The sequence below is a fragment of the Parvibaculum sp. genome, from assembly GCF_049671045.1.
Taxonomy (GTDB): Bacteria; Pseudomonadota; Alphaproteobacteria; order Parvibaculales; family Parvibaculaceae; genus Parvibaculum.
This window is the reverse complement of record NZ_JBATUH010000056.1, coordinates 25,926-50,510: the sequence shown is the minus strand read 5'-3', so window position 1 is coordinate 50,510 and position 24,585 is coordinate 25,926. Positions and strand designations below refer to the sequence as shown.

Here is a 24,585-nt window from a genome sequence, read left to right as displayed (position 1 = left end):
GCGGTGGCGCTGGCGAACAAGGAGTGCCTCGTTTCGGCCGGAGCGATCTTCCTTGCCGAAGTCGCGAAATCGGGCGCGACGCTGCTGCCGGTCGATTCGGAGCACAATGCGATCTTTCAGGTGCTCGAGGCCGACAGGCTCCACGCCGTCGACCGGATCATCCTCACGGCCTCGGGCGGGCCCTTCCGCACCTGGTCACGCGAGGAAATGGCGGGCGCGACGCGGGAACAGGCCGTTGCCCATCCGCGCTGGAGCATGGGCGCCAAGATCTCGATCGATTCCGCCACGCTGATGAACAAGGGCCTCGAACTCATCGAGGCCCATTATCTCTTTCCCGTGGGCGAGGAGCGGCTGGAGATCGTCATCCACCCGGAATCGATCGTCCACAGCATGGTCGCCTATATGGACGGCTCGGTGCTGGCGCAGCTCGGCATGCCCGACATGCGCACGCCCATCTCCTATACGCTGGCCTGGCCCAATCGCATGATGACGCCGGCGCCGAGGCTCGACTTCGCCGAAATTGGTAAATTGAGCTTCGAGGCCCCGGACCCCGAGCGGTTTCCGGCATTGCGGCTTGCCCGCGAGGCGCTGCGGGCAGGGGGCGCCGCCCCGACCATCCTCAACGCCGCCAACGAGATCGCGGTTGCCGCCTTCCTGGCCGGGCATATCGGATTTCTCGACATCGCCGCGACCGTGGAGAAGGTGACCTCCGGGCTTGCGGCGCGGACGGCCGGACCGGCGAGCCTCGACGATATTTACGAAATCGACCGATTGGCCAGGATTCAGGCCGAGGAAGTGGTGCATTTAGTTGCCCGCTGACGTAGTCTTTGGCACATACGCGGGCCGTTTGCAGGTCGCGCAGCGGGGGACGTTTTGCGGAAGCCGGTGATCGTTCGGCAACAGGTCGAACCCGGACCTGCATGGTTTGAGAGCGGATTTTGAGCGTAATGCACCTATTGGCAGGGATCGGCAATTTCGGCGAGTCGCTCGGCGGCTATCTGATTCCGTTCCTGTTCGTCCTCACCATCGTGGTCTTCTTTCATGAGCTGGGCCACTTCCTGGTGGCGCGGCTCTGCGGTGTGAAGGTCGAAACCTTCTCCATCGGATTCGGGCGCGAGATCGTCGGCTGGAACGACCGGCACGGCACGCGCTGGAAAGTGAGCTGGATACCGCTTGGCGGTTACGTGAAATTCGTCGGCGATGAATCGGCCGCCAGCACCCCCGACCGGCGCCGCCTCGCCGAAATCCCGCCGGAGGAGCGCGGCGGCCTGTTCCACTTCAAGCCCCTGCATCAGCGCGCTGCCGTCGTGGCGGCTGGGCCGTTCGCCAATTTCGTTCTGGCTATCCTGCTGTTCGCGGGCCTCTTCACCTTCGCGGGCCAGACGGTCGCGACGCCTGTCGTCGATGGCGTGCAGCCCGACAGCGCCGCCGCCGAGGCGGGCTTCAGGCCGGGCGATCTCGTGCTCTCCATCGACGGGACGACGATCGAGAGTTTCGAGGAGATGCAGCGCATCGTCAGCGCGAGCGCCGGCCAGAGCCTGACTTTCCTCGTCAAGCGCGCCGATGGCGAAACACTCTCCCTCAACGCGACGCCGCGCCTCGAGGAGATGAAGGACCGCTTCGGCAATGCTCACCGCATCGGTCTTCTCGGCATCCAGCGCGATGTCAAGGAAGGCAACTTCCGGGTCGTGAAGTCCGATCCGCTGACCAGTGTCTGGCTCGGCGCCAAGGAGACATGGTTCATCGTCGCCCGCACGATGGACTATATCGGCGGCATTTTTGCCGGCCGCGAGGATGCGGGACAGCTGGGCGGCCCATTGCGGATCGCCCAGGTTTCAGGGCAAGTTGCTGCCATCGGATTTGGTGCGCTCATCAGCCTGACGGCGGTTCTGTCCGTCAGCATCGGCCTTCTGAACCTGTTTCCGGTTCCGATGCTTGATGGCGGGCACCTGCTATATTATGCGGTCGAGGCGGTGCGGGGCCGCCCGATGGGCGATCAGGCGCAGGAATACGGATTCCGCATTGGTCTGGCGCTCGTGATGATGTTGATGGTTTTTGCGACCTGGAACGACTTGGTTCATCTGTTCAGCTGATCCCTTCCGCCGGGGTGCGGACGGGAGAGACGGAAACACAATGCGGGACCCGGTCAGGGCTCGCGCGATCGAGGTAGGTAGGGGATGGGGCGACTGGCCGGCAAGATGACCAGAGGGGCGGGATTGAGTGGCATTGCCGCGCTGTTCCTTGGATTGTGCGTTCTCGCGATGCAGACCCCGGCCGGTAGCGGCACCTGGGGCGTGAGCGGCGCCGCGGCCGCCGAGCAGGCGGCGAAGGGCCCGGTCATTCGCGAAATCGTGGTCGAGGGCAATCAGCGCATCGAGCGCGAGACCGTGCTCTCCTACATGTCCTTCCGCGAGGGGCAGGTCTACGATCCGGCCGTGGTGGACGCCTCGCTGAAGAGCCTCTTCAAGACCGGCCTCTTCGCCGATGTCAGCATGCGCCGCGAAGGCGACAGGCTGGTCGTTTCGGTCGTCGAAAACCCGATCATCAATCGCGTGGCCTATGAAGGCATCCATGCGGTGAAGGAAGAAGACCTCAACAACGAAGTTCAGCTGAAGCCGCGCACTATCTACACGCGCGCCAAGGTGCAGGCGGATGTCAGCCGCATCGTCGAGCTTTACCGCCGCGGCGGCCGCTTCGCGGCAACCGTCGAGCCCAAGGTCATTCGCCTGCCGCAGAACCGCGTCGATCTCGTCTTCGAGATCAATGAGGGGCCGAAGACGAAGATCGCCTCGATCGACTTCCTCGGTAACAAGAATTTCAGCGACGGCGAGCTGCGCGAGGTCATCTCGACGAGTGAATCGGCCTGGTGGAAGTTCCTGTCGTCTTCAGACAGCTACGACCCTGATCGCCTGACCTACGACCGCGAGTTGCTGCGCCGCTTCTATCTCTCCAAGGGATATGCCGACTTCCGCGTCGTGTCCGCGGTCGCCGACCTGACGCGCGATGACGCCGCCTTCCACATCACCTTCACGGTTGAAGAGGGCGAGGTCTATACAATCGGCAAGGTCGACATCAAGACCAACCTGGAAAAGCTCAACAAGGACGAACTGCAGGAACTGGTCCAGACCAAGCCCGGCGACACCTACAACGCGACCCTCATCGACAAGTCCGTCGACGCGCTGACCTTCGCGGCCGGCTCGCGCGGCTACGCCTTCGCCGAAGTGCGCCCGCGCGTTCATCGCGACCGCAAGAAGCGGCTCGTCGACATCACCTATGCGATCACCGAGGGACCGCGCGTCTATGTGGAGCGCATCAATATCAGCGGCAACGTGCGAACCCTCGACCGGGTCATCCGCAGACAGATGAAGCTTGTCGAGGGCGACGCCTTCAACAAGGTGCTGCTGGACAAGTCCGAGAAGAATATTCGCGGGCTGCAATATTTCGCCAAAGTGGACGTGACGCAGGAGCCGGGCAGCGCCCCCGACAAGACGGTGGTCAATGTCGCGGTGCAGGAGCAGTCCACGGGCTCGCTCTCGCTGAGCTTCGGCTTCTCCTCGCTCGACAGCGCGATTGCCGGTGTCGGCCTCAGCGAGCGGAACTTCCTCGGCCGCGGACTGCAGCTCGGCACGAGCGTTTCGGTGTCGAAGCGTCAGCAGCTCATCGAGTTCCACTATACGGACCCCTATTTCCTCGATCGCGATCTGGTGGGCGGCTTCGACCTCTTCGGAAGCGAGACGAACTATCAGGATCAGGCGTCGTTCGATGCTCGCACGCGCGGCTTCGGTCTTCGCTTCGGCTTCCCGCTCACCGACAAGAGCCGGTTGCTGACGCGCTACCAGCTGCGGCGCGAGGAAATCTTCAACGTCAACGTCTCCGATCCCAACGTGTCGGCAGCGATCAAGGCCGCGCTGGGTGAGCAGACGCGCTCCGTCGTGGGCTATGACTACTACATCGACTATCGCGACGATCCCGTGACGCCGAAATCCGGCTGGGACTTCCTGTTCAGCCAGGATTTCGCCGGCCTTGGCGGCACGGTTCACTATCTGTCGAGCCAGATCCTCGCCCACAATTATTACGAACTGGCCGATGGCTACACGCTGACCCTGCGCGCCGATCTCGGCTACATCAAGGGTCTCGGCGAGCGCGTGAAGCTGAACGACCGCTTCTTCAAGGGCGGCGCGGACTTCCGCGGCTTCAAGTCGGGCGGCATCGGTCCGCGCGATACGGGCACCACCAACAATGACGCCGTGGGCGCCGAGGCCTATGCCTTCGGTACGGCGGAGGTGAGCTTCCCGAACGGCCTGCCCGAAGCACTCGGCATCACGACGAGCCTGTTCTCGGACTTTGGCTATATCGGCCTCGCGGACGAGCCTGCCGTTCCGACGATCCAGGACAAGTTCGCGCCGCGCGTATCGGCCGGCCTGAGCATCAACTGGAAATCGCCTTTCGGTCCCGTTCGTCTCGATTTTGCGAAGGTTCTCGTCGACGAACCCTACGACCAGCGCGAGCTCTTCCGCTTCAGCGCCGGTACACAGTTCTGAGCTTGAAAAGGATAGCCCTGTCATGAAGTCCTATCGTTACGTCGCGCGTACCATCGCGGCACTCGCATTCGCCTCGTTCGTTTCTCTGGCTGCGGCTCCCGCCGCCAAGGCGGCAACCCCGGCGGTGATCCTCATCGTTAACACGGAGCAGGTCTTCGCTCAGGCCAAGGTCGGCGTCAGCGTTCGCGATCAGTTGCAGGACCTCGCCAAGAAGCTCCAGGCGGAGGACAAAAAGGGGCAGGACGCCATCGAGGCGGAAGCAAAGAAGCTGACCGAGCAGCGCGCCCTGCTGAAGCCCGAGGATCTGCAGAAGAAGTATGAGGCGCTGCAGAAGAAGGAAGCCGACCATCAGCGCAAGATGCGCCAGAAGGGGCAGGAGCTTCAGCTCGGCGCGAACAAGGCCCGCTCCGAGATCGAGGCGGCGATCCGCCCGATCTTCGCCGACATCATGAAGAAGAATAACGCGACCATTCTTCTCGATCAGTCGGTCGTGCTCGCCGGCGGCGTCGATCTCGATGTGACGGCCGAAGTGCTGAAGCAGCTCGATGCAAAGCTGACCACCATCAGCGTCAAGCCTGTGCCGCTGTCCGAGGTGGCAAAGGGACAAAAGGGCGCTCAGTGACGAAAGGAGAGGCGGGCCGGTCGCGCGTGATGGCCGGCACGCGGCGGCGACAATGGCGGACTCTCGCTTCTTCAATAATCAGGGCCCCTTCACGCTCGGCGAAATAGCCGAGCGGGTGGGGGCCGAGATTGCCGATGGCGCCGACGCGTCGCTTCGCCTCGACGACGTGGCGCCGCTCGACAGCGCCGGCCCCGGCCATCTGAGCTTTCTCGACAATCCCAAATATGCGGAGGCCTTTGCCGCCACGGCGGCCGGGGCCTGCCTCGTCCATCCGCGTTTTGCGGCGCGCGCGCCTGCGGGCGTCGCGCTTCTCCTCGCGAATGAGCCCTATCGCGCCTATGCGCGCGCGAGCCAGCTTTTCTATCCGGATGAAGCGCGCGGCAGCGACACCTTCGGAGAGCCGGGGACCATCCATCCCCGCGCGGTCGTGCATCCGACGGCGAAGCTCGGCGCGGGCGTCACGGTGGAACCCGGCGCGGTGATCGGCGCAGGCGCGGAAGTGGGGGCGGGAAGCGTCATCGGCGCCAATGCCGCCATCGGCAAAGGCTGCACCATCGGCCGCGATTGCTTCATCGGGCCCAATGTCACGATCAGCCATGCCCATGTCGGGGATCGCGTGATCCTGCACCCCGGAGTGGCGATCGGGCAGGACGGTTTCGGTTTCGCGATGGGGCTCCCTCGCCACGAAAAAGTGCCGCAACTCGGCCGTGTGATCGTTCAGGACGATGTCGAGATCGGCGCCAATTCGACGGTCGATCGCGGGGCGGGGCCCGACACGGTGATCGGCGAGGGAACCAAGATTGATAATCTCGTTCAGATCGGCCACAACGTTTCGACGGGGCGGGGGTGCATCGTGGTGGCCCAGACCGGCGTGTCTGGCAGCGCGAAGCTCGGCGATTTCGTCGTGCTTGCGGCGCAGGTCGGCGTGACCGGCCATCTGACAATCAATTCCGGCGCCCAGATCGCAGCGCGGAGCGCCGTCATTCACGATGTGCCGCCGGGCCAGAAATATGGCGGCGTGCCTGCGCGCCCGGTGCGCGAATGGCAGCGTGAGCTCGCCGCGGTGAAGAACCTCGGGAAGCGGCGGAAGACGGGCGAGGGTTCAGCCTCCGACTGAGGCGAGAGGGAGACATGCGGCGGCGGTCGCACGAGAGAGGGCTACAGGATGAATGAGGCTGAAGCGGCGGAAAAGCTTGGCAGCGCGGACATCAAGCGGGTGATGGAGCTTCTCCCGCATCGCTACCCGATGCTGATGATCGATCGCATCGTCGAGATGCGCGGGAGCGAGTCGGCTATCGGCATCAAGAATGTGTCCGTCAACGAACCATTCTTTCAGGGGCACTTTCCGGGACATCCGGTGATGCCCGGCGTGCTCATCGTAGAGGCGATGGCGCAGACGGCGGGCGCGCTGGTGCTGAGCAGTCTTGGCGACAAGGCGGCCGGCAAGATCGTCTATTTCATGACGATCGACCGGGCGCGGTTCCGCAAGCCGGTCCTGCCGGGTGACGTGCTGAAGGTGCATGTCACGCGGATTCACAACCGGGGCCCGGTGTGGAAGTTCAACGGCGAGGCGAAGGTCGACGGCCTGCTCGCGGCCGAAGCCGATTTCAGCGCGATGATCGTCGACCAGGCGGACAAGGCATGACGGATATTCATCCGACAGCCATCGTCGATCCGAAGGCGGAACTCGGCGCAGGCGTGAAGATCGGCCCCTACAGCATTGTTGGGCCGGATGTGAAGCTTGGCGACAACGTCACGCTGCATTCCCATGTCGTGATCGCGGGGCGGACGACGATGGGGCCGCGCAACGAGGTCTATCCCTTCGCGTCGATCGGCCAGCCGCCGCAGGACCTCAAATATCGCGGCGAGCCGAGTACGCTCGAAATCGGCAGCGACAATCTGATCCGCGAATATGTGACCATGAACATGGGCACGGAAGGCGGCGGCATGGTGACGCGCGTCGGCAGCCATTGCACCTTCCTTGCGAGCGCGCATGTGGGGCATGACTGCCAGATCGGCGACCATGTCATCTTCTCCAATGCGACGCTGCTCGCCGGACATTGCCGCGTGGAGGACTTCGTGATCTTCGGCGGCGGCTCCGCCGTTCATCAGTTCGTTCGCATCGGACGCCATGCTTTTGTGGGCGGCGCGAGCGCGGTCGAGAGCGACATCATTCCGTTCGGCCTCGTCGTCGGCAATCGCGCGCATCTCATGGGGCTCAACCTCGTCGGCCTGAAGCGGCGCGGCTTCACGCGCGAGCAGATCAACTCGCTGCGCGATGCCTATGGCCAGATCTTTGCGGCCGAGGGCGCGCTTCGCGATCGTGTCGCGGCCGTCAAGGAGCGCTTCGAGGGCAATGCCGAGGTGATGGAGATCGTGGACTTCATCCAGGCCGGGTCCGACAGGCCGCTTTGCCTGCCGCGCTAGCCACGGGCAAGCCGAGGCACGTCGCATGAGTTCACCCGCCTCCAGACCTCGCAAGCTCGGCATAGCCGCAGGCGGCGGGCCGCTCCCCCTCGCGGTCGCCGATGCGGCGCGCGCGGCGGGCCGCGATGTCTTCATCGTCGGCGTCAGGGGCGCCGCCGGACCGGACATTGCGCGCTATCCGCATGGCTGGGTCCGCGTCGGCGCCATGGGGCGCTTTCTCAAGCTTTTCAAGCAGGCGGGCTGCGAGGACATCGTCATCATCGGCCCGATGAACAGGCCGCGGCTCGGCGACATCGTCCCGGATTTCAGAGGACTGCTTCTCCTTCCGCGTTTCATCCGGCGGCTCAAGACCGGCGACGATGCGCTGCTGCGCGGCGTCGTGGAATTCCTCGAGGAAAACGGCCTCAAGGTCGTCGGCGTGGAGACGTTTCTGCCGCAGCTTCTCGCGCGGGAAGGGCTGCTCACGATCCGCGCTCCCAGCGCCTCGCAGGAGAAGGACATAGATATTGCGATCGCCGCGGCCCGCGATCTCGGCGCGCGCGATGCCGGTCAGGGCGCGGTCGCGCGCAAGGGCGAGATTATCGCACTCGAGGATGTGAGAGGAACCGACGTCATGCTGGCCGAGCTTGCCGCCGCGCGCGCGCCCGGCAATCTGGAGCGCGACGGCGTGCTCGTGAAGCTGCCGAAACCGGAACAGGAGCGCAGGGTGGACAGGCCAACAATTGGTGTGCGGACGGTTGAGAACGCCGCCGCCGCCGGCCTTGCCGGGATCGCCGTCGAGGCCGATGGCGCGATCGTCAACGATGCGGAAGACGTCGTGCGCCGCGCCAACGAGCTTGGACTGTTCGTTCTGGGATTTCCGCATAGCCGCACGATTGGACCTAAACCGTGAGCGGCGAGGCGCGCGTTCCGCATATCATGCTGGTGGCGGGTGAGCCCTCGGGCGATGCGCTTGGCGGAGAGCTGATGGAGGCGCTGAAGGAGCTTACCGGAGGCCGCGTACGCATCACCGGCGCGGGCGGGCCAAACATGATCGCCCAGGGCCTCTCATCCATCTTTCTCATGTCGGATACATCCGTGATGGGGCCGCGCGAGGTCATTCCGCGCCTGCCGCTCATCCTGAGGCGTATGCGCGAGACAGCGGACTTCGCCGTGCGGGAGCGGCCCGACGTTCTCGTCATCATCGACAGCCCGGATTTCACCCATATGGTGGCGAAGCGCGTGGCGAAGCGCGCGCCAGATATTCCGATTGCGAATTATGTGGCACCCAGCGTCTGGGCCTGGCGGCGCGGCCGCGCGCGGGCCATGGCGCGCTATATCAAGCGCGTGCTTGCGCTCCTGCCTTTCGAGCCGGACTTCTTCCGCGCTGAAGCCGATCTCGATTGCGTCTATGTCGGGCATCCTGCGATCGAGCGCCTGCCGGAGCCGGGCTCCGGCCTCGAATTCCGCAAGAAGCATGGCATCGCGCCGGACGCGCCTCTGCTTCTGCTCTTGCCTGGCAGCCGCACCAATGAAGTGAAGCGCCTTGCGAGTGTCTTCGGCGAGACGGCCGCCTTGCTCGCAGCCGAAATTCCGGGCCTCAAACTCGTGCTTCCGACGGTGCCGCATGTACGCCACCTCGTCGAGGAGGCCGTGAAGGGTTGGGGCGTTCCGGTCGAACTCGTCGAGGGGGAGGCGGAGAAGCGTGCGGCCTTCGATGCTGCGACGGCGGCGCTTGCCGCATCGGGCACCGTGTCGCTCGAACTTGGGCTTGCCCGTGTGCCGATGGTCGTTGCCTACAAGATCGATCCGGTCGCGGCCTGGGCCGTTTCGGGGCTGCTTCAGGTGCCCTCGGTCGTCATCGTGAATCTCATTCTCGACCGTCCGGCGGTGCGCGAATTTCTGCAATTCGCCGCAAAGCCCAAGGCGCTTGTCGAAGCCTTGCGCCCGCTGCTGGTGGACACGCCGCAGAGAGAGCGCGCGCTCGCGGACCTCGAGGATCTCCGCCACGTCATGGGCGTGGGCGGCGACCGGCCGAGCCTGCGCGCCGCGCGTGCCGTGCTGGAGATGCTTCCCGCGAGCCTTGCATAGTCCGGTCTCGTCATGGCGTGCGGTAGTGTGGCACGGCTCGCTCAAGCCACAGCAGAGAGAATGCAGGTAGATGATCAGAGCCCTGATGATCGATGTGGACGGGGTCGTCATTCGCGGCAGGCCCAAGGATGGTCGCCCTTGGAGCAGCAGGCTGGCGGATGATCTCGGCCTGGATGCCGAAGAGTTGCAGCGGGAATTCTTCCGCCCGCATTGGGACGCTGTCGTGACTGGCAAAAGCACTTTGCATGATCGTCTCGCTCCCGTGCTTGCGCGAATTGCGTCGGGGCTGAGTTGCGAAGACCTCATAGCCTATTGGTTCGAGAATGATGCCCGGATCGACCGCCGTTTATTGCAGGAGATAGATGCCTTGCGGGCGCAAGGCCTGAGGGCTTGTCTGGCGACCAATCAGGAACACGCCCGCGCGGCCTATCTCATGGACAGGCTCGGCCTCGCGAAACATTTCGATGGCATCTATTATTCTGCCGATCTCGGCCACCAGAAGCCCGACGCCGCATTTTTTCAAAAGGTGGAAAAGGCGGTCGGCATTCCGGGAGAATGCCTGCTTCTGATCGATGACAGTTCTGCAAATATCGATGCGGCAAGGCGCATGGGCTGGAAGGCCTCATGCTGGACGGGCGAGGATCGCTTGGCTGAGCTGGTGGCGATCTGACCGACTACAATAAAAGAGGCGCCCCGCGGGGCGCCTCTTTCACATTGCCGAAATTCAGCTCTCTTACTTGCGCTTGTCGAGCGCAACATAGTCGCGGCGCGGCGCGCCCGTATAGAGCTGGCGCGGACGGCCGATGCGCTGATCCGGATCCTCGATCATCTCGTTCCACTGCGCCACCCAGCCGACCGTGCGGGCGAGCGCGAAGAGAACGGTGAACATCGTCGTCGGGAAGCCCATCGCCTTCAGCGTGATGCCCGAATAGAAGTCGATATTCGGATAGAGCTTCTTCTCGATGAAGTACTCGTCATTGAGCGCGATCCGCTCCAGTTCGATGGCGACATCGAGCAGCGGGTCGTCCTTGATGCCGAGAACCTGCAGCACCTCGTGGCAGGTCTTCTGCATCACACGGGCGCGCGGGTCGTAGTTCTTGTAGACGCGGTGGCCGAAGCCCATCAGACGGAACGGATCGTTCTTGTCCTTGGCGCGCGCGATGAATTCCGGGATGCGGTCAACCGTGCCGATCTCGGAGAGCATGTTGAGCGCGGCTTCGTTGGCGCCGCCATGCGCCGGGCCCCAGAGGCAGGCGATGCCGGCCGCGATGCAGGCGAAGGGATTGGCACCCGAAGAGCCGGCAAGGCGCACGGTCGAGGTCGAGGCGTTCTGCTCGTGATCGGCATGGAGAATGAAGATGCGGTCCATGGCGCGCGCGAGGATCGGATCCACCTTGTATTCCTCGGCCGGAACCGAGAAGCACATGTGGAGGAAGTTTTCCGCATAGCCGAGGCTGTTGCGCGGATAAACGACGGGCTGGCCGAGCGAATATTTGTAGGCCATGGCAGCGAGCGTCGGGATCTTCGCGATCAGGCGGCGGCTCGCGATCATGCGCTGCATCGGATCGTTGATGTCGGTCGAGTCGTGATAGAAGGCCGACAGCGCGCCGACCATGCCGCACATGACCGCCATGGGATGCGCGTCGCGGCGGAAACCGCGCAGGAAGAACTGCATCTGCTCGTGAACCATGGTGTGGTTCGTGATGGCGCGGTCGAACTCCTTGAATTCGTCCGGCTTCGGCAGTTCGCCGTTCAGCAGCAGGTAGCAGGTTTCGAGGAAATTGCCGTGCTCGGCGAGTTGCTCGATCGGGTAGCCGCGATAGAGGAGGACGCCTTCCTCGCCGTCGATATAGGTGATCTTCGACTCGCAGCTCGCGGTCGATGTGAAGCCCGGGTCGTAGGTGAAGTGCCCCGTCTGCCCGTAGAGCTTCGAGATGTCGATCACGCTCGGGCCGATCGAGCCGTCAAAAAGGGGAAGGTCGAAGTTCTTTCCATCGACGGAAAGTGTTGCGGTGGACTTCGCGCCAGCTTGGGTTCCAACTTTTGTCATGCTTCCCTGCCTGTGTCCTTTGCTGGTTTGCCGGATCGCTCTTTGTTTGCGATCCGATCCGGCGATTGTTGAACATTCTATAGGGCGATCTCGCCTCGGGCGAGGGTTACACCGCTTGATCCTTGATACGTCCGAGCGACTCGTCGCGGCCGAGCGTCGTCAGCACGTCGAAGATAGGGGGCGAAACCGAGCTTCCCGTCAATGCGGCGCGTAGGGGCTGCGCCACTTTGCCGAGCTTGAGGTTTTCGGCTTCGGCGAAGGCGCGCACATCGGCCTCGATGCTCTCGGCGCTCCAGTCCTGCCTTGCCTCGAGCAGCGCATGGAGCCGCTTGAGTAGCGCGCGCGCCTCGTCATTGAGGAGCTTGCGCGCATTGTCGTCGAGCGGAATGGGCCTTGCGGCGCGCAGGAACTCGGCTCCCTTGCCGATCTCGATCAGCGTCTTCGCGCGTTCCTTGAGACCCGGCATGGCCGCGATGAACTGCGCGCGGAACGCAGGGCCCGCATTGTCGCCATCGGACGCCCAGCCGCCGACCCGCTGCATCAGCTCGATCGTCAGCTCTGCAAGGCGCGTGTCGTCCGCCTGCCGGATATAGTGGCCATTGAGGTTTTCGAGCTTCGCGAAGTCGAAGCGCGAGGGCGAGCGGCCGATATGTTCGAGGTCGAACCATTCGATGGCCTGCTCGGTCGAGAAGATCTCGTCGTCGCCATGGCTCCAGCCGAGCCGGGCGAGATAGTTGCGCATCGCCTCGGGCAGATAGCCCATGTCGCGATAGGCATCGATACCGAGCGCGCCGTGGCGCTTGGAAAGCTTTGCGCCGTCCGGTCCGTGAATGAGCGGCACATGCGCGAATTCCGGCACGTCCCAGCCCATCGCCTCGTAAATCTGGCTCTGGCGCCCGGCATTGGTCAGGTGGTCGTCGCCGCGGATGATATGGGTCACGCCCATGTCGTGGTCGTCGACGACGACGGAGAGATTGTAGGTCGGCGTGCCGTCGCTGCGGACGATGATGAGGTCGTCGAGCTGCTCATTGGCGAAGCGCACATCGCCCATGACGTGATCGCGCACGATCGTCTCGCCCTCATTGGGCGACTTGAAGCGGATGACGGGTTTGACGCCGGCAGGCGCTTCGGACGGATCGCGGTCGCGCCAGCGGCCGTCATAGCGGATCGGGCGGCCCTCGGCCTTCGCCTTCTCGCGCATTTCCTCGAGTTCCTGCGGGGAGGCGTAACAATAATAGGCCTTGCCGCGCCTCAGCAGTTCCTCCGCGACTTCGCGGTGGCGCGCCTGGCGCGCGAACTGGTGGGTGACGTCGCCATCCCAGTCGAGGCCGAGCCAGCGCAAGCCCTCGAAAATCGCGTCGATGGCGGCATCGGTCGAGCGCTCGCGGTCGGTATCCTCGATCCGGAGCAGAAACGTTCCCCCGTACCGGCGTGCGAAGAGCCAGTTGAACAGCGCGGTGCGCCCGCCGCCAATGTGCAGAAAGCCCGTCGGCGAGGGGGCAAAGCGGGTTACGACTTTCTTCGGTTCCGTCATGATCTTCCGTCGTCCCACCCATGTGCTTTGCCCGGACAGGCAGGCCCAATCAGGTAGGCAAGGCGAATAATTGTTGGCAAGCTCATATCCGGCAGCGCATAGCGACGCGCTCGGATCACAGCAGGGCAGGGGCTTTCTAGCACATCGCGGCAACGCAGGGTAAGCCCTGAAACGCGCGGGATTGTGCTGCCGTTCACGGCCTGTTCGGGGCCTTTTTCGGGGTGGAGGGGCAAGGCTTGGCGATTGCGACGGGTGGGGCTTCGGCGGGCGCCGATGCGGGGCCGGCCGGGGGGCCATGGGCCGCCGCCGCCCGCGCGGCCTGGCATGGCCTCTCCCGCGCCTTCGTGGCCGAAAGCGACCGCTGGTTTCTCTGGACCCCCGTGCTCATGGGGCTCGGCATCGCGCTCTATTTCGCGCTCGCCGCCGAGCCGCCGCTCTGGCTCGCCTTCGCAGCGCTGGCGGTCGCTTCGGCCGTCTTCATTGCCACCTTCCGCCGTGCCGCGCTCGCCATCCCGGCGGTGGTGGTTCTTTGCATCGCGCTCGGCTTCACCTTCGCCTGCCTGCGGAGCTGGAGCGTGGCGGCCCCCGTGCTGGAGCGCTTATGGAGCGGCGCGCTCGAAGGCCGCGTGGTCGAATCGCAGCGAACGGACACCGGCGCGCTCTCGCTTCTCGTCGCGCCGATCTTCATGGAGCGGCTTGCGCCGGCCGCGCTTCCGGCCCGCATCCGCATCCAGCTCCGCATGAAGAGCGAGCCCGTCGAACCCGGCGAAACGATACGCCTCCGCGCCAGGCTGCTGCCGCCGCCCGAACCCGTGGAGCCGGGCGGCTTCGACTACGCGCGGCAGGTGTGGTTCGAGAGAATTGGCGGGGTCGGCTTCGCCTTCACCGCGCCGGAGCGGATCGCGCCCGCGCCGAACGATGCGGCGACGGCGCTCGCCCGCCTGCGGCACCGCATCACCATCCGTGTGCAGACCGCAATCGGCGGTGCTGCGGGCCCGGTTGCCGCGGCCCTCATCACCGGCGAGCAGCGCGCCATTCCGAAATGGGCGGCCGAGGACCTTCGCAATGCCGGCCTTGCCCATGTGCTCTCGATCTCGGGCCTGCATATGGCTCTTTTCGGCGGCTCGCTCTTCTGGCTCGTGCGCGCCTGTTTCGCGGCGGTGCCGCCAATCGCGCTGCGCTTTCCGATCAAGAAATGGGGTGCGGCGGCAGCGCTCATCGGCTCGACCGCCTATCTCATGATTTCGGGCGCAGAAGTCGCGACGCAGCGCTCCTGGATCATGATCTCGCTGATGTTCCTTGCGATCCTCTTCGATCGCCCGGCGCTCAGCATGCGAAATGTCGCGCTCGCGGCGCTGGTGGTGCTCGCCTGGCGGCCGGAAAGCCTGCTTGGCGCGAGTTTCCAGATGTCGTTTTCCGCCGTCGTCGCGCTCATCGCATTCTACGAAACGCCCTTTGCCCAGCGCCTTCTCGCGGCGATGCGCGAGGGGCCGGAGGGCGTCGTCTCCACATTCTTCCGCTTCGCCGCGAACCATGTCGCCGGCATCCTGCTCACGACGACGGTTGCCGGAATTGCGACCGGCGCCTATGCGGCCTTTCATTTCGACCGGATCGCCCTTTACGGCATGGCGGGCAATATGGGCGCCTTGCCCATAGTGAGCGCCATCGTCATGCCCATGGCGCTCGTCGCGCTCATTCTCATGCCGCTGGGGCTAGACGGCCCGGCGCTCTGGCTCATGGGCAAGGGGATCGATGCGATGCTCTGGGTCGCCCATCAGGTTGCCGGCTGGGAAGGGGCGGATCGCTTCGTCGCCGCCGCGCCCATGGCCTCGCTGATACTCATGACCCTTGGCGGATTGTGGCTCGCCCTCTGGCGCGGGCAGTGGCGCTATCTCGGAGCGGCGCCGGTTATTCTGAGCCTCGCCTTGTGGACGGGCGGCGCGCGGCCGGACGTGCTGATCGACCGCGAGGGCGCGCTTGCCGCCATTCGCATGGCGGATGGCCGCCTCGCGCTCACCTCGGCGCGGGCGTCCTATGCCGCCGGGCAGTGGCTGCGCCGCGATGGCGACCCGCGCAAGCCCGCCGAGGCGAAATCGGACTTTCTTCGCTGCGATGCTCTGGGATGCCTGTGGCGGGAAGAGGGAAGGCCGGTCATCGCGCTACCGGCCAGCCATGATGCGCTTACGGAGGATTGCGAGACGGCGCAGATCGTCATCGCCCGTTTCGGAGTTCCCTGGCGACTGCGAAATCAGTGCCGCGCGCCGACGCTCATCGACCGCTTCGATCTCTGGCGGGGCGGCGCCATCGCGCTTTACTACGGGGCGGATGGGGCGGTGCGGATAGAGACAGCGCGCGAGAGCAGGGGCGCGCGCCCATGGGTTCAGCGCCAGCCGAAATCCGCCGGCGAGGCCGGGGATCAGTAGCGGCGCAGCAGGCCGACGAGCTTGCCCTGCACCTTGACCCGGTCTGGACCGAAGATGCGCGTCTCGTAAGCAGGGTTCGCGGCTTCGAGCGCGATCGAGTCGCCCTTGCGGCGCAGCCGCTTCAGCGTCGCCTCGATATTGTCGACGAGCGCCACGACGATCTCGCCGCTATTGGCGGTGTCGCAACGCTGGATGAGCACCGTGTCGCCATCGAGAATGCCGGCGTCGATCATCGAGTCGCCCTTGACCTCGAGCGCATAATGCTCGCCCGTGCCGAGAAGCGATATCGGCACGCTGACCTGATGGCTTTCCTCCTGCAGCGCCTCGATGGGCGTGCCGGCCGCGATGCGGCCCATGACGGAGAGTGTGATCGTGTTTTCGGGCTGATTGGCGGGCTGAAGGTCGCGGCTGAGCGCCTTGCCGCGACTGCCCTCGATGACGCTCGGCGAGAAACCCTTGGCGCGCGAAACCGCGAGGCTCGGGGAGGCCGATTCGGGAAGCTTGAGAATTTCGAGAGCGCGGGCGCGATGGGCGAGGCGGCGGATGAAGCCCCGCTCCTCGAGCGCGGTGATGAGGCGGTGGATGCCCGACTTCGACCGCAGGTCGAGAGCTTCCTTCATCTCGTCGAAGCTCGGAGAAACGCCCCCCTCCTTGATCCGCTCATGGATGAACATCAGGAGTTCGTGCTGTTTCCGCGTGAGCATGCTTTCCGGCCCCAAATATGGAACAAACCATAAACCTCGCCACACGTTCTAGTTTGGTTCACGTCTGACGTCAAGCACTTCTGTGGATAATTTGGAAATTCGAGAGGCGGCGCCGGGCGTTGCAGGTCCGTGGCCGCGATGGCGGAGAAGCTCACGATAGTGTTTATGGCGAGGCGACCGCGCGGCGCTCATACTCCGCTCCCTTAAGCATGGAGGGAGGTTCATCATGGCAGGCCGCATCACGTCGCAATTCGACCGCAGGGCAACGGCGCTCGACGTCATCAAGGGGCACGATCTTTCCGGCCGCGTGGTCCTTGTCACGGGCGCGGCGTCCGGCATCGGCGTGGAGACGGCGCGGGCCTTTGCGTCCGCCGGTGCGGATCTCACGCTTGCCGTGCGCGATACGGCGAAGGGTGAGGCGGTGGCGGCCGATCTCCGCAAGGCAACCGGCAATGACAGGATTGCGGTCGGCGCCCTCGATCTCGGCGATCAGGCCTCCGTCCGCCGCTTCGCCGCCGATTTCGCCGCGAGCCACGCCGCGCTCCATATCCTCGTCAACAATGCGGGCATCATGGCGACGCCGGAGATGCGCACCAAAGAGGGCTACGAGCTTCAATTCGCGACGAACCATCTCGGCCACTTCCTGCTTGCGAACCTGCTGCTTCCCCTGTTGCGAAAGGGTGCGCCCGCGCGCATCGTCTCCCTGTCCTCGATCGGCCATCGCCGTTCGCCGGTCGTCTTCGACGACATTCACTTCAAACAGCGCCCCTACGACAAATGGGCCGCATACGGACAATCGAAAACCGCGAATGCGCTTTTCGCCGTCGGCTGGACGCGGCGCTTCGGCGCGGATGGCATCACCGCGAATGCCGTCATGCCGGGCGGCATCATGACCGGCCTTCAGAAACATATGCCGATGGAGGAACAGAAGGCGCTTGGATGGATCCTGCCGGATGGCTCCATCAATCCCGGCATGAAGACGCCCGCGCAAGGGGCGGCCACCTCCGTCTGGGCGGCGACGGCGAAGGAGCTTCAAGGGATCGGCGGGCTCTATCTGGAAGATTGCGCGGAGGCTGCGCCCTGGAAGGAGGATGCGCCCTGGAGCGGCGTCCTGCCTCATGCGCTCGATGCGGAGGCGGCGGAACGGCTCTGGAGCGTGTCCGAAGAAATGACGGGTCTTGCCTAGCCCCGCAGCGGCATCACCCGCACGATCTCGCCCGCCTCGGCCGCCGGCGCGTGAGGCGGCCGGATGACGAGGCAATCGGCCGCCGAGAGCACCGAAAGCATGGAGCTGTCCTGCGTCTCGAAAGGCGTGGCGAGGGGCAGCTCGTCGGGCTGAGTCTCAAGCCGCGCTCGCAGATAGTCTTCACGCTGATCGTTTTCGGAGAGTCCGGGGCCGAGCCGCGCAAGCGTGGTGCGAGGTGAGGTGTCGCCGCCGCCCCCGAGCTTCGTGATGGCTGGCACGAGAAAGATGAGCGCGCAGACCAGCGCGGAAACCGGGTTGCCCGGCAGGCCGAGCATCGGAAGGTCGCGGTAGCGGCCGAACATCAGCGGCTTGCCGGGGCGCATGGCGATGCGCCAGAAGTCGATGGCGAGCCCGTCCTCCGCGAGCGCCGCCTGCACGAGATCGTGCTCGCCGACGGATGCGCCGCCAAGCGTCACCAGCATGTCAGCCTCGGCGGCGCGATGAGCCGCGATGCGGATGGCGTCGCGCCGGTCGGGCACGATGCCGAGATCGAGAGGGACGCCGCCCGCTTCTGCGATGAGCGCGGCAAGCCCGTCATTATTGGCCGAAACGATCTGACCGGGACCGATGGGATCGCCCGGGCGCACAAGCTCGTCGCCCGTCGAGAAGAAGGCGATGCGGGGCGCGCGGTGGACGCTGACGCCGGGCACGTTCATGGCGGCTGCAAGCGCAATATCGGCGGGCGAGAGCCTGCGGCCGCGGGCGAGGCATGTCGTGCCTTCCGTGAAGTCGAGGCCCGCGCGCCTCACATGGCGACCCGCCGCCGCGCCCTGTCGGATGATGACGAAATCGCCATATCGCTCCGTGTTTTCCTGAATGACGATAGTGTCGGCGCCTTCGGGGAGCGGCGCGCCGGTGAAAATCCGCACGGCCTCGCCGCTGCCCAACGCGCCGCCAAAGGCGCGTCCCGCAGGGGCTTCACCAATGACGCGGAGCCGTGCGGGCACGCTCGCCACGTCCTCGGCGCGAACCGCATAGCCATCCATGGCCGAGAGATCGGCGGGCGGCTGCGTGCGCAGCGCGACGACATCCTCGGCGAGAATGCGGCCATGCGCCTCGGCAAGCGCGACCCGTTCGGATGCGGTCGGCTCAATGGCCGCGAGAATGCGCCCACGCGCCTCCGCGACCGGAATGAGCGGCTCTCGCGTCATCGTCACTTCGCCTCATAGGTGCCGGATTTTCCGCCGGACTTGTGCGTGAGGCGAATGTCGGTGATCCGCATCGAGCGATCGACCGCCTTCGCCATATCGTAGAGCGTGAGGCAGGCGACGCTCACGGCCGTCAGCGCCTCCATCTCGACGCCGGTTTGCCCCGCCACTTTCACCGTCGCCTCGATGTCGATGCAGCCTGCCTTCGTGTCTGGCGTCAGCTCCACCGACACTTTCGAGATCGCGAGCGGATGGCAAAGCGGAATGAGATCGGCGGTCTTCTTCGCGGCCATGATGCCCGCGAGGCGCGCGACCTCAAGCGCGTTTCCCTTGGCAAGGCCGCCGCCGGTGACGAGCTTCAGCGTTTCGGCGTCCATGACAACGCGGCCCTTCGCCGTCGCCTCCCGCGCCGTCACGGGCTTCGCGGATACGTCCACCATGCTGGCGGCGCCGCGCTCGTCGAGATGGGTGAGTGTCTTTTTCGCCAAGGGGCCCTGCCTCAATTCATTCCGCATGACGACCGGCTTGCGGGTATGCCGACCATGGAAGCATGCAGCACATTCATATCCGCCGTCCACCCGGCCGTGTGAGGCGGCGAAGCTGCATTGCATCGTTGGGGGCAGGGCAGAGCGCGCCCCGCAAGGATCAGGAAAGAAGCGCGCGTGTCGCCGCTTCGACGTCCTGCTGCCGCATCAGGCTTTCGCCGACGAGGAAGGCAAGCACGCCGGACTTCGCCAGGCGCGCGAGATCGGCAGGCGTGAAGATGCCGCTCTCGCCGATGACGAGCCGTTCCTTCGGCACGAGGGGCGCGAGCCGTTCGGTCGTTGCCAGCGTCGTCTCGAAGGTCTTGAGATTGCGGTTGTTGATGCCGATGAGCGGGCTCTTCAGCGTCAGCGCGCGCTCAAGCTCGCTTTCGTCATGCACTTCGATGACCGCATCCATTCCCCAGTCGAAAGCGGCGGCTTCAAGCTCGCGCGCCTGCGCGTCCGAAACCGAGGCCATGATGATGAGGATGCAATCGGCGCCCATCGCGCGGGCTTCGGCGACCTGATAGGGGTCGTACATGAAATCCTTGCGGATGACGGGAAGCGAAACCGCCGCGCGCGCCTGCCGCAAATAGTCGGCGCTGCCCTGAAAGGAAGGCGTGTCGGTGAGAACGGAGAGGCAGGCGGCGCCGCCGCGCTCATAGGCGCGCGCGAGAGCCGCCGGATCGAAATCGGCGCGGATGAGGCCCTTGGAGGGGCTCGCCTTCTTGATCTCGGCGATCAGCGCATATTGCTTCGCCTCGACCCTGCGCGAGAGCGCGGCCGCAAATCCGCGCACGGCGGGCGCCGCGCGCGCTTCGCGCTCCACATCGCTGAAGGCGACGGCCTGCTTCGCCGCCGCGATCTCCTCGAGCTTGTAGCTCCGGATTCTGTCGAGAATGTCAGTCATGCGCCGCCTCTACGCCCGAAAGCTGGCCATTGGAAACGGCGACGAGCCGCCGAAGAACCTTCTTCGCAGCGCCGCTATCAATGGCCCCGGCCGCGAGGCCCACGCCTTCTTTCAGTGTTTCCGCTTTTCCCGCCACGACGAGCCCCGCAGCGGCATTCAGAAGAACGATGTCCCGATAGGGGCCCTTCGTTCCGTCGAGCAGTTGCCTGATCGCCTCCGCATTCTCCGCCGGCTCTCCGCCGCGCAGTTCGGCGAGCGTCGCCTGCGCGAGGCCCACTTCCTCCGGCGTCGTCTCGAATGTGCGGATCCTGCCGCCCTTGAGTTCCGCGACATAGGACGTGCCCGCCGTCGTGAACTCGTCGAGCCCGTCTCCGTGAACGACCAGCGCGCGCTCCGAACCGAGGTTTCGCAGCGTCTCCGCGAAGGGCTCGACCCAGCGCGCCGCATAAACGCCGATCACATGCCGCTTGACGCCCGCAGGATTTGAAAGCGGCCCGAGCAGGTTGAAGATCGTCCGTGTGCCGAGTTCCGTGCGAACCGGCGCCACATGCTTCATCGCCGAGTGGTGCGCGGGCGCGAACATGAAGCCGATCCCGGCTTCAGCGATGCAGCGGCTGATTTCTTCGGGCGAAATGTCGAGCTTGACGCCGAGCGCTGTGAGCGCGTCTGCCGTGCCCGACCTCGATGATGCCGCGCGGTTGCCGTGCTTTGCCACGGGTACGCCCAACGCGGCGACGACGAGCGAAGTCGCGGTCGAAATATTGTAGGTCTGCGCGCCGTCGCCGCCCGTGCCGACAATGTCGATGGCGTTGGCGGGGGCGGTCACCCGCAGCGCCTTCGCCCGCATGATCTGGGCGCCCGCCGTCAATTCGTCGACGCTCTCGCCGCGAACGCGCAGCGCCATCAGAAACGCGCCCATCTGCGCGGGCGTCGCCGCGCCCGACATGATGGCCTCGAAAGCGCTTTCAGCATCGGCAGCGGAGAGCGGGAGGCCGTCCGCGACCTTGGCGATCAGTGTCTTGAAGTCCGGCATGGGTCCTCGATCACCTCACACAACCGCATGCGTTTTCACGCCCGCGATTTCGAGGAAGTTTCGCAGCAGGTCGTGGCCATGCTCGGTGGCGATGCTCTCCGGATGGAACTGAACGCCGTGAATGGGCAGTTCCCGGTGCTGCAGCCCCATGATCGTGCCGTCCGGCGAATGCGCCGTGATCTCGAGCACGGAGGGGAAGGTTTCGGGGTCGATGGTCAGCGAGTGATAGCGCGTCGCCTGCAGCGGGCTCGGCAGATGCCTGAAGACGCCCTTGCCCGTGTGCAGCACCGCGTCGACCTTGCCATGCATCAGCTCCGGCGCGCGGATGATGCGCCCGCCAAAGGCCTGGCCGATAGCCTGATGGCCGAGACAGACGCCGAGAAGGGGCACGCGCGCATCCGCCGCCGCCTTGATGAGATCGAGGCAGATGCCCGCCTTGTCCGGGTCGCAGGGGCCGGGCGAAATGACGATGGCCTCCGGGCGCTTGGACATGGCCTGTCCGACCGACAGCTTGTCGTTGCGATGCACCTCGGCATCCGCCCCAAGCTCGCCCAAAAAATGAACGAGGTTGTAGGTGAAGCTGTCATAATTATCGATCAGAAGCAGCATGGTTCGGCCTTTGGTCGGCGGGTCCGGGCCCGCCTTCATGAGCACCTTATAGGCTTGGGAACGGGGCCGGGGCAAGAATTGGAAGCCCTTGCGCGGCTTTGCCTTTCGGGTTCCGGCATGCTCGTATCGCGCCGCGTCGGCAATCCGTGTTCAGTGAGTCGTGGAATTTCATGCGGCAGTTCGATTTTGTCAGCTACTTCAAGGCCCTGGCGGCGAAACCGCAATTTCGCCGCGACCTCCTGCTGGGCGCGGTGTCGCTCGCCCTCGGTCTGGCACTTGCGAGCTACTGGATTGGCGAGAGAAAGCCCGAGGCGCCGGCGGGGCCGCTGGTGCCCAGCGCCAGCGAACAGGCATCTGCGCCGCTGACACCGGAGCCGGCAGAGCCGCCCCATGTCACTGAACCCGCGGAGACGAAGGCGCCCGAACTGGCGGCCGCGCCCGAGGCGCCGAAAGCCGAAAAGCCGGCGCTCAGGGAAGGCGGCCTTCCGGCCTGGAGACGCTTCGCCGCGATCCCCGAAACGGCGCCGCGCGAGCCCATGGTCGCCATCGTGCTCGACGATATGGGGCCGAACCGCAAGGGCACCGAGCGGGCGATGAAGCTCCCGGCGACCGTCACCTTCGCTTTCCTGCCTTATGCGCCGAATGTCGCGGAGCTTGTCAGGGCGGCGCGCGACAAGGGCCATGAAATTCTCGTCCATGTTCCGATGGAGCCCGTAGGCTCCGCCGATCCCGGCCCCCACGCGCTGCGGCGCGCCCAGTCGCCAGACGAGATCCGCGCCAATCTCGAATGGAACCTTGCGCAGTTCGAGGGCTATGTTGGCATCAACAACCACATGGGAAGCCGGTTCACGGCCAATGCCGAGGGGATGCGCATCGTCATGGAGGAGTTGAAGCCGCGCGGCCTCATGTTTCTCGATTCACGCACCATCGGCAGTTCGGAGGCTGGTAACGCTGCCCGCGCGGCGGGCGTCCCCGCATTGACGCGCAATATCTTTCTCGATCACGACGAGGAAGGGGCGGAGGTCACCGCCGAACTCGGCAAGCTCGAAAAGATGGCGCGCGAGCGCGGCTTCGCCATCGCGATCGGCCATCCTCATCCCGAGACGCTGCAAATTCTCGAAAAATGGATTCCGGAAGCGGAGGCGAGAGGCATAAGCATCGTGCCGCTGACGGCGATCCTGCGCCGCCACGAAGCAAGCTGAGGACGCGCGGGGCTTATTGCCGCCGCCCGCTCCGGGAGGCGTAGCGAACGGCCTCCTCGGCCGCGCGGAAGAGCGCCTTCGCCTTGTTGATGCTTTCCTGATTTTCGCCCTCGGGCGTCGAGTCGGCGACGACACCGCCTCCCGCCTGCACATACATCCTGCCGTCCTTCACCAAGGCGGTGCGAAGCACGATGCAGGTGTCCATGTCGCCTGCGGCGGAGAAATAGCCGACGCATCCGGCATAGGTGCCGCGCTTTTCGAGTTCCAGCTCGTCGATGATCTCCATGGCGCGCACCTTGGGCGCGCCGGAAACGGTGCCCGCCGGGAAGCCGGCGATGAGCGCCGCTATGGCGTCGTAATGGGGATCGAGATCGCCTTCCACATTCGAGACGATGTGGATGAGATGCGAGGTGAGCTGCAGCGCGAACTTCTCCGTCACCTCGACGCTGCCGATCCTGGAGACGCGGCCAACATCGTTGCGGCCGAGATCGAGCAGCATCAGATGCTCGGCGCGCTCCTTCGGATCGGAAAGAAGCTCCTCGCCGATGGCGACATCCTCCGCCGTGCTCTTGCCGCGGTGGCGCGTGCCCGCGATGGGGCGGATCGTCACCCTTCCGTTCCGTACGCGGACGAGGATTTCCGGGCTCGAGCCGACGATGGAGAATTTCTCGAAATTGAGGAAATAGAGATAGGGCGACGGGTTGATCCGCCTCAGCGCGCGATAGAGCGCGAAGGGGGGCAGGGTGAAGGGCGCCTCGAAGCGCTGGGAAAGGACGACCTGGAATATGTCTCCCGCCGCGATGTAGTCCTTCGCCTTGCGCACCATGTCGAAATAGACGTCGCGCGGCGTGTTCGATACGGGCTCCGGCATGTCGGGCACGTTCTCGATCTGATCGGCATGGGGCAGGGAGCGGCCGAAATCGTTGACGACGTCGGTGAGCCTTTCGCCCGCGCGCGCATAGGCGGCGCGCGCGCTGATGCCGGGCTCGGGCCGCACGGGCGTCACGATGGTGACTTCGTCCTTCACCGAGTCGAAGACGGCGATGATGGTCGGACGCACGAAGAGCCCGTCGGGCAGGCCGAGCACATCCTTGGGCTGGTTGGGCAAATGCTCCATCAGCCGCACCATGTCATAGCCCATATAGCCGAAGACGCCGGCCGCCATCGGCGGCAGCTCCTCGGGAAGCGCGATCCGAGACGCCTCGATGAGCGCGCGGAGCGAGGCGAGCGCGCCGCCCGCGCAGGGCTCGAAGGCTTCCATGTCGAAGCGCGCCTGCCGGTTGATCTCGGCCTTGTCGCCATTGGTGCGCCAGATGACGTCCGGCTTCAGGCCGATGATCGAATAGCGCCCGCGCGTGTCTCCGCCCTCGACGGATTCGAGAAGGAAGCTGTTGGGCTTCCCGTCGGCGATCTTGAGCATCGCCGAAACCGGCGTTTCGAGGTCGGCCACGAGCCGCGTCCACACGACCTGCGCCGTGCCGGAATTGTAGACGCGCTCGAAATCCGAAAAGCCGGGTTGAATCATCGTGAACTCGTGCCGAG

The 24,585-nt window shown here is 65.2% G+C and carries 22 protein-coding genes; 13 read left to right on the top strand and 9 right to left on the bottom strand.

Features of this window, described 5'->3' with window-relative positions; translation table 11 throughout:
- The 10 genes from dxr to WBG82_RS07175 form a co-directional block, all read left to right on the top strand.
- Positions 1–819: 1-deoxy-D-xylulose-5-phosphate reductoisomerase (dxr, locus tag WBG82_RS07220; protein WP_424423158.1), on the top strand; the 819-nt coding region annotated here is incomplete at its 5' end.
- A gap of 128 nt (positions 820–947) precedes the next feature.
- The gene (gene rseP / locus WBG82_RS07215; protein WP_424423156.1) at positions 948–2,093 is read left to right on the top strand and encodes an RIP metalloprotease RseP; all 1,146 of its coding nucleotides are present in this window, start codon (positions 948–950) and stop codon (positions 2,091–2,093) included.
- Between the two features lie 123 nt (positions 2,094–2,216).
- The gene (gene bamA, locus WBG82_RS07210; protein WP_424423155.1) at positions 2,217–4,541 is read left to right on the top strand and encodes an outer membrane protein assembly factor BamA; all 2,325 of its coding nucleotides are present in this window, start codon (positions 2,217–2,219) and stop codon (positions 4,539–4,541) included.
- A 22-nt stretch (positions 4,542–4,563) separates the two neighbouring features.
- Positions 4,564–5,163 (top strand): OmpH family outer membrane protein, encoded by a 600-nt coding sequence (locus WBG82_RS07205; protein ID WP_424423153.1) that lies wholly within the window; start codon positions 4,564–4,566, stop codon positions 5,161–5,163.
- A 52-nt stretch (positions 5,164–5,215) separates the two neighbouring features.
- The gene (lpxD, locus tag WBG82_RS07200) at positions 5,216–6,280 is read left to right on the top strand and encodes a UDP-3-O-(3-hydroxymyristoyl)glucosamine N-acyltransferase (RefSeq protein ID WP_424423152.1); all 1,065 of its coding nucleotides are present in this window, start codon (positions 5,216–5,218) and stop codon (positions 6,278–6,280) included.
- Between the two features lie 48 nt (positions 6,281–6,328).
- Entirely contained in the window at positions 6,329–6,808 is a 480-nt protein-coding gene (gene fabZ, locus WBG82_RS07195; protein WP_324298495.1) for a 3-hydroxyacyl-ACP dehydratase FabZ, read from the top strand.
- Positions 6,805–7,590: an acyl-ACP--UDP-N-acetylglucosamine O-acyltransferase gene (lpxA, locus tag WBG82_RS07190; protein ID WP_424423150.1), complete on the top strand. Its 786-nt coding sequence runs from the start codon at positions 6,805–6,807 to the stop codon at positions 7,588–7,590. Before fabZ ends, lpxA begins: the two co-directional genes overlap by 4 nt.
- A gap of 25 nt (positions 7,591–7,615) precedes the next feature.
- Positions 7,616–8,482: an LpxI family protein gene (locus WBG82_RS07185; RefSeq protein WP_424423148.1), complete on the top strand. Its 867-nt coding sequence runs from the start codon at positions 7,616–7,618 to the stop codon at positions 8,480–8,482.
- Positions 8,479–9,660 carry a lipid-A-disaccharide synthase gene (lpxB, locus tag WBG82_RS07180; RefSeq protein WP_424423147.1) on the top strand — a complete coding sequence of 394 codons (1,182 nt, stop codon included), beginning with the start codon at positions 8,479–8,481 and terminating at the stop codon, positions 9,658–9,660. Before WBG82_RS07185 ends, lpxB begins: the two co-directional genes overlap by 4 nt.
- A 70-nt stretch (positions 9,661–9,730) precedes the next feature.
- Positions 9,731–10,330, top strand: a complete 600-nt coding sequence (locus WBG82_RS07175) for an HAD-IA family hydrolase (RefSeq protein WP_424423146.1) — start codon at positions 9,731–9,733, stop codon at positions 10,328–10,330.
- Between the two features lie 63 nt (positions 10,331–10,393).
- Here the strand turns inward: WBG82_RS07175 and gltA are convergent, their stop codons facing one another.
- Positions 10,394–11,710, bottom strand: a complete 1,317-nt coding sequence (gltA, locus tag WBG82_RS07170; protein WP_424423145.1) for a citrate synthase — start codon at positions 11,708–11,710, stop codon at positions 10,394–10,396.
- 106 nt (positions 11,711–11,816) lie between these two features.
- On the bottom strand, positions 11,817–13,244 hold the full coding sequence (gltX, locus tag WBG82_RS07165; protein ID WP_424423143.1) for a glutamate--tRNA ligase: 1,428 nt from the start codon (positions 13,242–13,244) through the stop codon (positions 11,817–11,819).
- Positions 13,245–13,480: 236 nt separating this feature from the next.
- Here gltX and WBG82_RS07160 point away from each other — a divergent pair, with 236 nt between their 5' ends.
- Positions 13,481–15,667 carry a ComEC/Rec2 family competence protein gene (locus tag WBG82_RS07160; RefSeq protein ID WP_424423142.1) on the top strand — a complete coding sequence of 729 codons (2,187 nt, stop codon included), beginning with the start codon at positions 13,481–13,483 and terminating at the stop codon, positions 15,665–15,667.
- Here WBG82_RS07160 and lexA read toward each other — a convergent pair.
- Positions 15,661–16,371, bottom strand: coding sequence for a transcriptional repressor LexA (gene lexA, locus WBG82_RS07155; protein ID WP_424423141.1), 711 nt, complete (start codon positions 16,369–16,371; stop codon positions 15,661–15,663). The two genes, WBG82_RS07160 and lexA, sit on opposite strands and share 7 nt — an antisense overlap.
- 226 nt (positions 16,372–16,597) lie before the next feature.
- Here lexA and WBG82_RS07150 point away from each other — a divergent pair, with 226 nt between their 5' ends.
- Positions 16,598–17,557 carry an oxidoreductase gene (locus tag WBG82_RS07150; protein WP_424423139.1) on the top strand — a complete coding sequence of 320 codons (960 nt, stop codon included), beginning with the start codon at positions 16,598–16,600 and terminating at the stop codon, positions 17,555–17,557.
- Here the strand turns inward: WBG82_RS07150 and glp are convergent.
- The 5 genes from glp to WBG82_RS07125 form a co-directional block, all read right to left on the bottom strand.
- Positions 17,554–18,768, bottom strand: a complete 1,215-nt coding sequence (gene glp, locus WBG82_RS07145) for a gephyrin-like molybdotransferase Glp (RefSeq protein WP_424423136.1) — start codon at positions 18,766–18,768, stop codon at positions 17,554–17,556. The genes WBG82_RS07150 and glp overlap by 4 nt on opposite strands.
- A gap of 2 nt (positions 18,769–18,770) precedes the next feature.
- Entirely contained in the window at positions 18,771–19,253 is a 483-nt protein-coding gene (gene moaC, locus WBG82_RS07140; RefSeq protein WP_424423133.1) for a cyclic pyranopterin monophosphate synthase MoaC, read from the bottom strand.
- Positions 19,254–19,410: 157 nt separating this feature from the next.
- Complete coding sequence (gene trpC, locus WBG82_RS07135; protein WP_424423130.1) at positions 19,411–20,199, bottom strand: indole-3-glycerol phosphate synthase TrpC; 789 nt, start codon at positions 20,197–20,199, stop codon at positions 19,411–19,413.
- A complete protein-coding gene (gene trpD / locus WBG82_RS07130) occupies positions 20,192–21,232 on the bottom strand; it encodes an anthranilate phosphoribosyltransferase (RefSeq protein WP_424423128.1) in 1,041 nt (346 codons plus the stop codon). The genes trpC and trpD overlap by 8 nt, the downstream gene beginning before the upstream one ends.
- A gap of 15 nt (positions 21,233–21,247) precedes the next feature.
- Positions 21,248–21,841, bottom strand: coding sequence for an aminodeoxychorismate/anthranilate synthase component II (locus WBG82_RS07125; protein ID WP_324298470.1), 594 nt, complete (start codon positions 21,839–21,841; stop codon positions 21,248–21,250).
- Positions 21,842–22,011: 170 nt separating this feature from the next.
- Between WBG82_RS07125 and WBG82_RS07120 the strand changes: the two genes are divergently transcribed.
- A complete protein-coding gene (locus WBG82_RS07120; protein WP_424423125.1) occupies positions 22,012–23,043 on the top strand; it encodes a divergent polysaccharide deacetylase family protein in 1,032 nt (343 codons plus the stop codon).
- Between the two features lie 13 nt (positions 23,044–23,056).
- On the opposite strand, the gene trpE is transcribed toward WBG82_RS07120, so the two are convergent.
- Entirely contained in the window at positions 23,057–24,568 is a 1,512-nt protein-coding gene (trpE, locus tag WBG82_RS07115; protein ID WP_424423123.1) for an anthranilate synthase component I, read from the bottom strand.
- Between the last annotated feature and the right edge of the window lie 17 nt (positions 24,569–24,585).